The 12,060-nt window shown below is 65.2% G+C and carries 11 protein-coding genes; 10 read left to right on the top strand and 1 reads right to left on the bottom strand.

What is annotated here, in order from left to right:
• Positions 1–50 precede the first annotated feature (50 nt).
• From RUGAMON1_RS26885 to RUGAMON1_RS26870, 4 genes are all read left to right on the top strand, one after another.
• Positions 51–854 (top strand): type 2 periplasmic-binding domain-containing protein, encoded by an 804-nt coding sequence (locus tag RUGAMON1_RS26885; RefSeq protein WP_445233406.1) that lies wholly within the window; start codon positions 51–53, stop codon positions 852–854.
• Between the two features lie 116 nt (positions 855–970).
• Positions 971–2,584 (top strand): NYN domain-containing protein, encoded by a 1,614-nt coding sequence (locus tag RUGAMON1_RS26880; protein WP_445233405.1) that lies wholly within the window; start codon positions 971–973, stop codon positions 2,582–2,584.
• A gap of 115 nt (positions 2,585–2,699) precedes the next feature.
• Entirely contained in the window at positions 2,700–3,551 is an 852-nt protein-coding gene (locus tag RUGAMON1_RS26875; protein WP_445233404.1) for an MOSC domain-containing protein, read from the top strand.
• 80 nt (positions 3,552–3,631) lie between these two features.
• A complete protein-coding gene (locus tag RUGAMON1_RS26870) occupies positions 3,632–4,819 on the top strand; it encodes a GGDEF domain-containing protein (protein WP_445233403.1) in 1,188 nt (395 codons plus the stop codon).
• Positions 4,820–4,892: 73 nt separating this feature from the next.
• Here RUGAMON1_RS26870 and RUGAMON1_RS26865 read toward each other — a convergent pair whose 3' ends face one another.
• Positions 4,893–6,875 carry a monovalent cation:proton antiporter family protein gene (locus RUGAMON1_RS26865; protein WP_445233402.1) on the bottom strand — a complete coding sequence of 661 codons (1,983 nt, stop codon included), beginning with the start codon at positions 6,873–6,875 and terminating at the stop codon, positions 4,893–4,895.
• 127 nt (positions 6,876–7,002) lie between these two features.
• Here RUGAMON1_RS26865 and RUGAMON1_RS26860 point away from each other — a divergent pair, with 127 nt between their 5' ends.
• The 6 genes from RUGAMON1_RS26860 to RUGAMON1_RS26835 are packed head-to-tail and all read left to right on the top strand — an operon-like array spanning position 7,003 to position 12,004.
• Positions 7,003–8,001, top strand: a complete 999-nt coding sequence (locus tag RUGAMON1_RS26860; RefSeq protein ID WP_445233401.1) for a KpsF/GutQ family sugar-phosphate isomerase — start codon at positions 7,003–7,005, stop codon at positions 7,999–8,001.
• Complete coding sequence (locus tag RUGAMON1_RS26855) at positions 8,001–8,543, top strand: KdsC family phosphatase (protein WP_445233400.1); 543 nt, start codon at positions 8,001–8,003, stop codon at positions 8,541–8,543. The genes RUGAMON1_RS26860 and RUGAMON1_RS26855 overlap by 1 nt, the downstream gene beginning before the upstream one ends.
• 12 nt (positions 8,544–8,555) lie before the next feature.
• Positions 8,556–9,149 (top strand): LPS export ABC transporter periplasmic protein LptC, encoded by a 594-nt coding sequence (lptC, locus tag RUGAMON1_RS26850; RefSeq protein ID WP_445233399.1) that lies wholly within the window; start codon positions 8,556–8,558, stop codon positions 9,147–9,149.
• 10 nt (positions 9,150–9,159) lie between these two features.
• Positions 9,160–9,765, top strand: coding sequence for a lipopolysaccharide transport periplasmic protein LptA (gene lptA / locus RUGAMON1_RS26845; protein WP_445233398.1), 606 nt, complete (start codon positions 9,160–9,162; stop codon positions 9,763–9,765).
• 2 nt (positions 9,766–9,767) lie between these two features.
• Positions 9,768–10,520, top strand: a complete 753-nt coding sequence (gene lptB, locus RUGAMON1_RS26840; RefSeq protein WP_445233397.1) for an LPS export ABC transporter ATP-binding protein — start codon at positions 9,768–9,770, stop codon at positions 10,518–10,520.
• Between the two features lie 5 nt (positions 10,521–10,525).
• Positions 10,526–12,004: an RNA polymerase factor sigma-54 gene (locus RUGAMON1_RS26835; protein ID WP_445233396.1), complete on the top strand. Its 1,479-nt coding sequence runs from the start codon at positions 10,526–10,528 to the stop codon at positions 12,002–12,004.
• The last annotated feature ends 56 nt before the right edge of the window (positions 12,005–12,060 follow it).

Here is a 12,060-nt window from a genome sequence, read left to right as displayed (position 1 = left end):
CTGGCCGGCCGAGCTGGCCGCCGTCCGGCCTTGCTGTTAGTATTGCTGTCATGAAAAAAACAAGGACATGGGGACTGCTCGCCGGCTTGGCGCTGCTGCTGCATGGGCGGCTTGCGCCGGCGGCCGAGAGCCTGCCCTTGTATGTCTATTATTCCGACCCCACCTTCGCCGCCGGCGCGCCCGGCAGCCTGACCGACAAGATGGCCGCCTGGCTGACGCAACGCTCCAACGGCCGCTACCAGTTCGTCGCCACCCAGCTGCCGCGCCGCCGGCTCGAGCTGATGATGGAGCAACCCCATTGGCCGGGCGTGGTGGCCTGGGCCAACCCGCGCTGGTTTGCCGGCGCCGGCGCGCGCCAGGGCTGGAGCCGCTACTACATGGTCGACGCCAACCTGGTGGCGTCGCTGCGCAGCGCGCCGCTGGAGTATGTGGACGACAGCTCGCTGTACGGCAAGAGCATCGGCACCGTGCAGGGCTACAGCTATAAAGACCTGGAGCCGCTGGTCAAGGGCGGCAAGCTGAGCCGCGACGACGCCGACACCGAACTGCGCAGCCTGCTCAAGCTGCAGCAGCGCCGGGTGCCGGTGGCGTTTTTGCAAGCCAGTGCGCTGCCGCGCTTGCACCGCCAGTTCGCCGACCTGGACCGCTGGCTATACCTGTCGGCGCGGCCGCGCACGGTGTTCGAACGGGCTTTTTTCACCGCGCCGAACCAGCCGGACCTGCTGGATTTCCTCAACCGCCAGGCCGACGCGCTGCTGGCCGACAAGCCGTGGCAGGACGCTTTCGGCACCTGCAAGCTGGTGCTGCCGCGCCAGTCCGGCGCCACCGATGCGCAACGCAAGCTGTGCCGCTAGTTGTCGCGTTCGTCGCGCGGGCGGCTTTGTTGGGTATAATCGCCGGATTGCCTGTTCGCCGGAGCGCAGTGTCTGCCTTCCGCGCCCGTCTCACCCTTCACTAGAAAATACTCTTCATGGCATCTTCCAACGATAACGTCAGCATGGCGCTGTTCTGCGATTTTGAAAACGTGGCGCTCGGTGTGCGCGACGCCAATTACGACAAGTTCGACATCAAGCCGGTGCTGGAACGCCTGCTGCTCAAGGGCAGCATCGTGGTCAAGAAGGCGTATTGCGACTGGGACCGCTACAAGGGCTTCAAGGCGCCGATGCACGAGGCTAACTTCGAGCTGATCGAAATCCCGCACGTGCGCCAGTCCGGCAAGAATTCGGCCGACATCCGCATGGTCGTCGATGCGCTCGACCTGTGCTACACCAAGTCGCACGTCGACACCTTCGTCATCATCTCCGGCGATTCCGATTTTTCGCCGCTGGTGTCCAAGCTGCGCGAGAACGCCAAGAAGGTGATCGGCGTCGGCGTCAAGCAGTCGACCTCGGACCTGCTGGTGGCCAACTGCGACGAATTCATCTTCTACGACGACCTGGTGCGCGAAAGCCGCCGCGCCAAGCGCGACGCCAGCCCCGAGGCCAAGCCGGCCGTCAAGCGTTCACCGGAAGAGGAGCGCATGCGCCGCGAAGAGATGGACAAGCGCCGCAACCAGGCGGTGGAAATCGCCGCCAACACTTTCGAGGCGCTGGTCTCCGAGCGCGGCGACAGCGGCAAGATCTGGGCCTCCGTGCTGAAGGAAGCGATCAAGCGCCGCAAGCCGGACTTCAGCGAGTCCTACTATGGCTTCCGCACCTTCGGCAACCTGATCGAGGAATGCAAGGCGCGCGGCCTGCTGGAATTCGGTCGTGACGAAAAATCCGGCGCCTACGTGTATCGCGGCACCGGCGTGGCGACGCCGGGCGAGTCGTCGGTGGACGGCGCGCCGGCCGAGGCGCAGGATGGCGGCAAGCAGGAGTCGCGCCGCAGCCGTGGCCGTGGCCGCACCGCCGCCGAGCGCTTTGCCGAACGCCAGGCCGAGCGCCAGGCGCAGCAATCCCGCGCCGCGGGGCAAACCGATGGCGACGAGGACGACGCCGAGCAGCCGGCGCCAAGCTATGTCGAGCCGGAGCAACAGGCCGGCCAGCCGGAAGCGCCTGAGGCCCTGGAAGCACCAGCCGCCGCAGCGGCCGGCGAGTCCGAGCGCGGCCGTGGCCGTGGCCGTGGCAATCGCGGCGGACGCAAGCAGGGCGAGCGTCAGGGCCAGCAGGAGGTCGTAGCCGCCGCCGAAGCGCCGGTGGTGGCGCAGGCTGCGGTCGAAGCGCCGGTCGCCGTCAGCGCGCCGGTGGTGGCCGACGAGGCGCCAGCCAAGAAAAAAGGCGGCCCGAAACCGCCTGCGCGCAAGCTGAAAGAGGCTGCCAAGCCGAAGGCCGACGCCGAGGCGCCTGCCAAGGGCGGCAAGAACGCGAAAAACGCCCGTGGCGGCAAGGGGGCTGCGGCGGCCAACGGCGAGCAGCCGGCGGCGGCAGCTCCGGCTCCGGTCGAAGCGCCAGCTCCGGCGCCTGTTCCGCTTGTTTCGGCCGAGTCCGACTCCAAGCCAACTGCCAAGCCTGCCAAGGCCAAGGCGGCCGCCAAGCCGGCCCGCAAGCCGGCCGCACCGCGCACGCCGCGTCCTGCCAAGGCAGCGGCCAAGGCCGAGGAGTAATCCCGGCCGGGGAAAGGCGGGCCGCCAGCGGCCCGCCGGTGCTGATCGCGCGGTTGATCGCGCGGTTGATCGTATAATGGCAATGTTTTCATCTGCCTAACGACTGGTGCCGAGCATGCCGATCCTCTCCGAAATCACGCTGTACCCGATCAAATCCTGCGGCGGCATCTCCTTGCAGGAAGCCACGCTGACCGTCACCGGCCTGATGACCGCGCAGATCTACGACCGCGAATGGATGGTGGTCGACGGCGCCGGCGTCTGCCTGACCCAGCGCGAACATCCGCGCATGGCGCTGATCACTCCCAACCTCAAGGGCAGCACGCTGGAACTGCGCGCGCCCGGCATGCTGCGCCTGGAAATTCCGCTCGACCTGCCCGATCCCGATCAAGCGCCCACCCTCACCACCCAGGTCTGGGACGACACCGTGCTGGCCTACGACTGCGACGACCTGACCGCCGAATGGTTCAGTCAGGCGATCGGCGTGCCGTGCCGGCTGGCGCGCTTCCACGCCAAGGCCGAACGCGCCGTCAGCCAGAAGTGGACCGACGGCGTGGCCGCCACCACCATGTTCTCGGACGGCTACCCGATGCTGGTGGCCGGCGCCGCCTCGTTGGACGACCTGAACGACAAGCTGCGTCGCGCCGGCCGCGACGCCATCCCGATGAACCGCTTCCGGCCCAACCTGGTCGTGGCCGGCATCGAAGCCTTCGAAGAGGACTACGCCGAAACCTTCCAGCTGGGCGATGCGCTGCTGAAGCCGGTGAAACCCTGTTCGCGTTGCCCTATGCCGTCGGTCGACCAGGCCACCGGCGAGTTCGGTCCCGATCCGCTGGACCTGATGCAAGGCTACCGCGCCAAGCCGGAGCTGGACGGCGCCCTGTGCTTCGGCATGAACAGCATCCTGATCGCCGGAGAGGGCCAGCACGTGCGGGTTGGGCAGGAAATCGTCGTTACCTTGGCGTTTTAACGCAGCAAGCCATTCCCAACAGCTAAAACTTGGCGTAATGTGGCATCTGGCATGAAACAAGCTGATGAGTAAGGGCAAATATGACGCAAACTGCAACCGGCAAGTTCTCGCCGCCAACTGACCACGCCGCGCGCGCGGTGGATCTGGCGGCCGAAAACCAGGCCCTGCGTGCGCGCATGGCTTACCTGCTGGAGCAGGCCGAGCGCAACCATTCGATCATGACCCGCCACCAGGCGTTCGACCTGGACATCGTCAGCGCCGCCAATTTTCCCGAACTGATAGGCACCATCTTCCGCGTGCTGCCGGTGATCTCCGAGCTCGACAGCGTGACCCTGACGCTGATCGACGAAGACGCCGACATCCGCACCGTCATGGCCAAGCTGGACGTGGTGTTTGAAGATTTCCCCGAACTGATTTTCGTTGAAGCGCTCGACGACCTGGGTTTCGACCTCGGCCAGCGCAACGCCTACACGCCGACGCCCAAGCCGCTGCTGGGCATGTACGACGCGCGGCGCCATGCGACGCCGTTCCCGCAGCCGCCGGCCGGGCTGCAAAGCGTGGCGCTGGTGCCGCTGTTGCGCAACAAGCGCATCATCGGCAGCCTGAACCTGGGCAGCTGCGACCCGACCCGCTTCACGCCCAGCCTGGGCACGGATTTCATCGAGCACATGGCGTCGATCATCGCCATCTGCCTGGAAAACGTCATCAGCAACGAGATGCTCAAGTACATCGGCCTGACCGATTCGCTGACCGGCGTCTACAACCGGCGCTACATCGACCGGCGCTTGCTGGAAGAGATCGCCCGCGCCCGGCGCCAGCAGTATCCGATCTCGTTCATGTACATCGACATCGATCATTTCAAGCGCGTCAACGACACCGTCGGCCACGGCGGCGGCGACGATGTGCTGCGCGAGGTGGCGACCCGCATCAAGAACGAGCTGCGCACCTCGGACGCGCTGGCGCGTTTCGGCGGCGAGGAATTCGTCGTGCTGCTGATCGACGCCAATCTGGACAGCGCCGCCTTCGTGGCCGAGCGCATCCGCGCCAGCGTGGCCGGCAGCATGATCGCGCTGTCGCAGGAATTGCAGTTGTCGGTGACGGTGTCGATCGGCGTGGCCTGCCTGAATCCGGGCGAGGCCGAAGGCGATCCGGCGGCCGTCGCGCGCGCCTGGGTGGCGCACGCCGACACTCTGCTGTACGTCGCCAAGGAAACCGGCCGCAACCGCGTCGTCAGCCGCGATCCGGCGGCGCAACCCCACAGCGGTTAACAAGTTGCCGGCGCCGCAGTCGTAGGGTCAGACCCCGAGGGGTCTGACCCTGTCGTGATGTGCGGGGTAAAGGCTAGCGCAGCAGGCGCTGCTCGGCGCGGTTGACGGCTTCGGCGGTGCCGCGCAGTACCACCACATCGCCCGCTTCCAGCACGAGCTCGCGCGTCACTTCCAGCCGGCCCTTGCCGCGGCGGATGCTGCTCACCTCGGCGCCCGCGCCGGCCACGTCGATCTCGTCCAAGGGCTTGCCCACGCTGGCCGCGCTGCCGCTCAAGGTGACCGAATGCAAACGCTCCAGGTCGGCCTCCTCGCCGGCGTCGCTGGCGCCGTGGAAGTAGCCGCGCAGCGAGGCGTAGCGTTCTTCGCGCGCCGTCTGCACCCGGTGCACCACGCGCCGCAAGGGCACGCCCAGCATCACCAGCGCATGCGAAGCCAGCATCAGGCTGCCCTCCATCAGTTCCGGCACCACTTCCGCCGCGCCGGCCGCTTTCAATCGGTCGAGGTCGGTGTCGTCGTGCGAGCGCACGATCACCGGCAAGGCCGGCGCCAGCTCGTGCACCAGGTGCAGCACCTTCAGCGCCGACGGCGTGCTGGCGTAGGTGATCACCACCGCGCTGGCGCGGTAGATGCCGGCGGCCACCAGGCTCTCGCGCCGCGCGGCGTCGCCATAGGACACGTGGCGGCCGGCGGACTGCGCCTCCTGCACCCGCTCCGGATCCAGGTCCAGCGCGTGGTAGTCGATATTCTCCTCGCCCAGCAGGGTCGCCAGGCTCTGCCCGCTGCGGCCGAAGCCGCACACGATCACGTGCTTGTTGGTGGACATGGTGCGGCTGGCGATCTTGGTCAGCGCCAGCGACTGCATCATCCACTCGTTGCTCGACACCTTCATTACGATCTGGTCCGACTTGGAGATGATGAACGGCGCCACCAGCATCGACAGCACCATCGACGCCAGCACCACCTGGATGATGAACGGATCCATCAGATGGCTGCCGCCGGCCAGGTTCAGCAGCACGAAGCCGAACTCGCCCGCCTGCGCCAGCGCCAGGCCGGTGCGCATCGACACGCCGTCGGAGGCGCCGAACAGCTTGGCCAGGCCGGCGATCAGCGCGAACTTCAGCAGCACCGGTCCGGCCAGCAGCACCAGCACCAGCCACCAGTGCGCCAGCACCATCTGCACATTGAGCAGCATGCCGATGGTGATGAAGAACAGTCCCAGCAGCACGTCGCGGAAGGGCTTGATGTCCTCTTCCACCTGGTGCTTGTATTCGGTCTCGGAAATGAGCATGCCGGCCACGAAGGCGCCCAGCGCGAGCGACAGGCCGGCGCGCTCGGTGATCCAGGCCGCGCCCAGCGTGATCAGCAGCAGGTTCAGCATGAACAGTTCCTGCGAGCGCCGCTTGACCACCACGGTGAACCAGCCGCGCACCAGCTTCTGGCCGAAGAACAGCAGCAGCGCCAGCACGATCACGGCCTTGACGCCGGCCCAGGCCAGCGTCTCGACCAGCGCGTCCGGCCGCTGGCCCAGCGACGGAATCAGGATCAGCAGCGGCACCACGGCCAGATCCTGGAACAGCAGGATGCCGATGATCTTGCGGCCGTGCTCGCTCTCCAGCTCCAGCCGCTCTGTCAGCATTTTTGACACGATGGCGGTGGACGACATGGCCAGCGCGCCGCCCAGCGCGAACGAGGCTTGCCAGCTGATATGGATGCCCGACGGCAGTTGCGTGGCGATGGCCCAGCCGAACACCATGGTGGCGACGATGGTCAGCACCACCTGCGCCATGCCCAGCCCGAACACGATGCCGCGCATGGCCATCAACTTGGGCAGGGAGAATTCCAGCCCGATGGAGAACATCAGGAACACCACGCCGAATTCGGCCAGCGAGTGGAACGCCTCGCTCGACTCGGCCAGTCCCAGCGCGTGGGGGCCGATCAGGATGCCGACCGCCAGGTAGCCCAGCATCGGCGGCAGGTGCATCATGCGGAAAGCGACGACGCCCAGCACCGCGCTCCCCAGCAACAACAATGTTAATTCCAAAGGTGAAAACGTCATATCAACCTAGCCAGTAAATATAATTTCGTTGTTTGTGGGCCGGCGCGGGCGTTATGTTGTGACTGGCAAGTTTTTTGCTTTCTCAATTCGGCTATACTTGGGCATGAGTGTAACCCATGAAAAAACAATGCTGAAAGCTTTTGACGCAAATATGGCCGCGCATGCGTTGCGGCTGGCCCGCGACACCCTGCAGAACGAAGCAGAGGCGATCGCCGCCCTGAACGCCCGCCTGGACGCCGACGACAGCGTGGTGCAGGCCATCGAGTTGCTGCTGAACTGCAAGGGCCGCGTCGTCGTGTCCGGCATCGGCAAGTCCGGCCATATCGGCCGCAAGATCGCCGCCACCCTGGCCTCGACCGGCACCCCGGCGCTGTTCGTGCACCCGGCCGAAGCGGCCCACGGCGACCTCGGCATGGTCACCGCCGACGATGCCTTTATTGCAATCTCGTATTCCGGCGAAAGCGCCGAGCTGATGACCATCCTGCCGGTGGTCAAGCGCATGGGCAGTAAGGTCATCGCCATGACCGGCAAGCCGGGCTCCAGCCTGGCCGAGATCGCCGACGTGCACCTGAACGTGGCCGTGGCCAAGGAAGCCTGCCCGATGAACCTGGCGCCGACCACCTCGACCACCGTCACGCTGGCGCTGGGCGACGCCATCGCCGTCGCGCTGCTGGACCTGCGCGGCTTCAAGGAAGAAGATTTCGCCCGCTCCCATCCGGGCGGCGCGCTGGGCCGCCGCCTGCTGACCCACGTGCGCGACGTCATGCGCAGCGGCGACGCGGTGCCGAAAGTCACCGCCGACGTCAAGCTGACCGACGCGCTGCTGGAAATCACGCAGAAGGGCATGGGCATGACCGCCGTGGTCGACGCCGACGACAAGCCGATCGGCGTGTTCACCGACGGCGACCTGCGCCGCATGATCGAGAAAGTCCAGGACTTCACCAAGGTCGTGATCCGCGACGTGATGCACGCCAACCCGCGCAGCATTTCGCCGGAAAAACTGGCGGTCGACGCCGTGGCCGTGATGGAACAGTTCCGCATCAACCAGATGCTGGTGACCGACGCCGCCGGCAAGCTGGTCGGCGCGCTGCACATCCACGACCTGACCCGCGCCAAGGTGATCTGATGACGGACGCTGCTAGCAAATTCACGTATGTGGAACGCGCCGCGCGCGTCAAGCTGATGATCTTCGACGTCGACGGCGTGCTGACCGACGGCAGCCTGCACTACGGCGCCGACGGCGAAGCGCTGAAGACCTTCAACGTGCACGACGGCCTGGGCATCAAGCTGCTGCAGGAGTCCGGCGTGCAGACCGCCATCATCAGCGCGCGCACTTCGCCGCAGGTGATCAAGCGCGCGGCCGACCTCGGCATCGTCCACCTGCACCAGGGCGGCCATGACAAGCTGACCCCGTTCAACGCGCTGCTGGAAAAGACCGGCCTCACCGCCGAGCAGGTCGGCTTCATCGGCGACGACGTGGTCGACCTGCCGATCTTGACGCGCGTCGGTTTCGCCGTCGCCGTGCCGAACGGCCGCGCCGAAGTGCTGGAGCGCGCCCACCACACCACGGTGGCCGCCGGCGGTCGCGGCGCGGTGCGCGAAGTGTGCGAGCTGCTGCTGCACGCGCAGGGCACGTACGAGCGCGTGATGGCGCAATTCCTGGTGTGACGGGGGCCTGGCATGCGTAAAAAGACAGCCCATCGCTGGCAGCTGACCGTCATCATGCTGGTCGGCGTGTTTGTCGCCGTCGGCAGCTTCTGGCTGGTGCAGGTGGTCAACCAGGCCGGCCAGGATGCGAAGGTGGACCAGCATCGCAACGAGCCCGATTACATCATCGACCGCTTCAGCATGGTACGCATGAACAAGGCCGGCCAGCCGGCCTATATCGTCTCCGGCGACAAGCTGACCCACCGGCCGGTCGACGACTCATCGGACATCGACAAGCCGCATGTGCAAAGCCTGTCCGGCGACCAGCCGCCGATGAATATTCACGCCGACACCGCCCATGTCGATCAGGGCAATACGCGCGTCAAACTCAATGGTAATGTGGACGTGGTGCGTCCGGCCTCGCCCAAGGCGCAGGCCATGCGCATGACGGCCCCGACGCTGACCGTGTTCCCGGACGAGCAACGGATGGAAACCGAGGCCCCGGTCGAACTGCATCTGGGCACCGCCGTCGCCAACGGCAACGGCATGAAGGCCAACAACGCGACGCTGCAGGTGCAACTGGGCGGCCGCGGAACGATTACGATGCCGCCGCACGCGGCAAAATGAGGAAATGAAAATGAAACACATGGTAATGAAACGCGTGATGCTGCCGGCGGCGATGCTGCTGGCCGTGGTCGCGGCGATCGCCCCGGCGCACGCCGAAAAGGCCGACTCCAGCAAGCCGACCCAGATCTCCTTCGATCAGGCCGACGCCGACGACGTCAAGCAGATCAAGACTTTCATCGGCAACGTCGTGCTGACGCGCGGCACGCTGCTGATGAAATCGCCCAAGGCGGTGGTGACCGAAGATCCGCAGGGCTACCAGTACGTGGTGCTGACCGGCGGCGCCGGCGTGCAGGCCACCTTCCGCCAGAAGCTCGACGGCGCCGGCGACCAATGGGTCGAAGGCCAGGCCGACCGTATCGAATACGACAACAAGACCGAGCTGGTCAAGCTGTTCGCCAAGGCCCAGGTCAAGCGCCTGGAAGGCAGCAAGCCGAGCAGCCAGGTCGACAGCGAATTCATTTCCTACGACAGCCGCAAGGAAGTGTTCGAGGTCAAGAACACCCCCACCGGCGACAGCAAGCCGGGCGGCGGACGCGGCACCATGGTGCTGCAGCCGTCGAGCAAGCTGGCGGTGCCGGCCGCAACGCCGGCGCCTGTGCCGACGCCGGGGAAATAAGCATGGAACCTTCCTGCGGTAGCACCCTGATCGTCAAAGGCCTGCAAAAGACTTACGGCAAGCGCCAGGTCGTGCATGACGTGTCCCTGCAAGTCGAATGCGGCGAAGTGGTGGGCCTGCTCGGCCCCAACGGCGCCGGCAAGACCACCTCGTTCTACATGATCGTCGGCCTGGTGCCGTCGGACGCCGGCAGCATCGATATCAGCGGCACCGACATCTCGTCGCTGCCGATCCACCGCCGCGCCTCGCTCGGCTTGTCCTACCTGCCGCAGGAAGCGTCGGTGTTCCGCAAGCTGACGGTGGAAGAAAATATCCGCGCCGTCCTCGAAATCCAGAAAGTGGACGGCAAGCCTTTATCCAAGGCTGCCATTGATGAACGGCTCAATACCCTGCTGGCCGATTTGCAGATCGAAAAGCTGCGCGAGAACCAGGCGCTGTCGCTGTCCGGCGGCGAGCGCCGCCGCGTGGAGATCGCGCGCGCACTGGCGACCAACCCGCGCTTCGTGCTGCTCGACGAACCATTCGCCGGGGTCGACCCGATTGCCGTGATTGAGATCCAGCGCATCGTGCGCTTCCTCAAGGAACGCGGCATCGGCGTCCTCATTACCGATCACAATGTGCGCGAGACGCTGGGCATCTGCGACCGCGCATATATCATCAACCAGGGCACGGTATTGGCTTCAGGCCGGCCAGACGACATCATCGCCAACGAATCGGTGCGTCGCGTGTACCTGGGTGAACACTTCCGTATGTAAAACCCATGAAACAGTCTTTGCAACTGCGCACGTCGCAGCACCTCGCGCTGACACCGCAATTGCAGCAGTCGATCCGGCTGCTGCAACTGTCGACGCTGGAGCTGCACCAGGAACTGGAACAGCTGCTGACCGATAATCCGCTGCTGGAGCGCCTCGACGACCCGCTGGACCGCTCGCTGCGGCTGCTGTCGGACGGCGCCATCAGCCAGCAAGCCCCGGTCGGCGACGCGCCGCCCGAAGGCCCGCCCAACGCGCAAGAGGCGCCGGCCGCCGACGCCGACAACTACGACGGCCCGGCCGCCGACACCGAAAGCACCAGCAGCGACGCCGACGTCGACTGGAGCGACGCCGGCCGCAGCAAGGCGCCCGACGACGAGGACTCGCGTCCGCAACTGGAGGCCAGCCACTGCACGCTGCGCGAGCACCTGATGGAGCAGATGCGGGTCACGGTGCTGGAGATGCGCGACCGCGCGCTGGTCGAGCTGATCATCGACGCGCTGGACGAGAACGGCTACCTCGAAGAATCGCTGGAAGAAATCCTGGCCCGCCTGCCGGAAGAGCTGGAGTTGGAGATCGACGAATTGCAGACCGCCTTGTCGATGCTGCAAAGCTTCGACCCGATGGGCGTCGGCGCGCGCAACGCGTCCGAATGCCTGGCGCTGCAGATCAAGCGCCTGCCGGGCATACCGATGGTGACGCGGCGCATGGCGCTGGCCATCGTTGAAAATCATTTGACCTGGTTTGCCCAGCGCGATTTCAACAAATTGAAGAAGGCGCTGCTGTGCGACGACGAGGATTTGCGCGAAGCACAAACCGTCATCCGCCAGTGCAATCCGCATCCGGGTTCGGCGTTCGCGTCGGACGTGTCGGACTACGTGGTGCCGGACGTGATCGTCAAAAAAGCGCGCAACGGCTGGCAAGTGAGCCTGAACAACGACGTCATGCCGCGCCTGCGCGTGAACGCCATGTACGCCAACCTGCTCAAGCAGGGAAAAGGCGAGGGCGCGATGGGCGCGCAGCTGCAGGAAGCGAAGTGGCTGATCAAGAATATGCGCCAGCGTTTCGACACGATTTTGCGCGTTGCACAAGCGATAGTAGAACGACAAAAGAACTTTTTCTCCCATGGCGCGGTTGCCATGCGCCCCCTTGTGCTTCGCGAAATTGCTGATACACTGGGACTACACGAGAGCACTATTTCTCGTGTAACAACTCAAAAATATATGCTGACCCCGCACGGTATGTTTGAGTTGAAATATTTCTTTGGTAGCCATGTCGCCACCGAAGCGGGGGGGGAAGCAAGTTCGACGGCGATACGCGCACTCATCGTGCAATTGACAGGAGCAGAAGACCCGAAAAATCCTTTATCCGACAGTAAGATTGCGGACATGCTGGGAGAACAAGGCATGGTGATTGCGCGACGCACTGTTGCCAAATATCGCGAAGCGTTGAAGATCCCGCCAGTCAGTCTCCGTAAATCTTTGTAGTTACTTGGTTCCTGCGCGCCCGGCAGTAATGGGCTCCGCACTAACCGTAAGAAGCG

The organism is Duganella rhizosphaerae, from assembly GCF_040364205.1.
GTDB lineage: Bacteria > Pseudomonadota > Gammaproteobacteria > Burkholderiales > Burkholderiaceae_D > Rugamonas > Rugamonas rhizosphaerae.
The sequence above is the reverse complement of the archived record's forward strand: the minus strand, read 5'-3'. Positions and strand labels throughout refer to the sequence as shown.

Excerpts from the sequence above, each read along its gene's own strand:
- RUGAMON1_RS26855 (WP_445233400.1), top strand. The coding sequence starts at position 8,001 with ATGACGGACGCTGCTAGCAAATTCACGTATGTGGAACGCGCCGCGCGC.
- RUGAMON1_RS26875 (WP_445233404.1), top strand. The coding sequence starts at position 2,700 with ATGCCGATCCTCTCCGAAATCACGCTGTACCCGATCAAATCCTGCGGC.
- RUGAMON1_RS26870 (WP_445233403.1), top strand. The coding sequence starts at position 3,632 with ATGACGCAAACTGCAACCGGCAAGTTCTCGCCGCCAACTGACCACGCC.
- RUGAMON1_RS26865 (WP_445233402.1), bottom strand. The coding sequence starts at position 6,875 with ATGACGTTTTCACCTTTGGAATTAACATTGTTGTTGCTGGGGAGCGCG.
- lptA (WP_445233398.1), top strand. The coding sequence starts at position 9,160 with ATGAAACACATGGTAATGAAACGCGTGATGCTGCCGGCGGCGATGCTG.
- RUGAMON1_RS26880 (WP_445233405.1), top strand. The coding sequence starts at position 971 with ATGGCATCTTCCAACGATAACGTCAGCATGGCGCTGTTCTGCGATTTT.
- lptB (WP_445233397.1), top strand. The coding sequence starts at position 9,768 with ATGGAACCTTCCTGCGGTAGCACCCTGATCGTCAAAGGCCTGCAAAAG.
- RUGAMON1_RS26860 (WP_445233401.1), top strand. The coding sequence starts at position 7,003 with ATGCTGAAAGCTTTTGACGCAAATATGGCCGCGCATGCGTTGCGGCTG.
- RUGAMON1_RS26835 (WP_445233396.1), top strand. The coding sequence starts at position 10,526 with ATGAAACAGTCTTTGCAACTGCGCACGTCGCAGCACCTCGCGCTGACA.
- lptC (WP_445233399.1), top strand. The coding sequence starts at position 8,556 with ATGCGTAAAAAGACAGCCCATCGCTGGCAGCTGACCGTCATCATGCTG.
- RUGAMON1_RS26885 (WP_445233406.1), top strand. The coding sequence starts at position 51 with ATGAAAAAAACAAGGACATGGGGACTGCTCGCCGGCTTGGCGCTGCTG.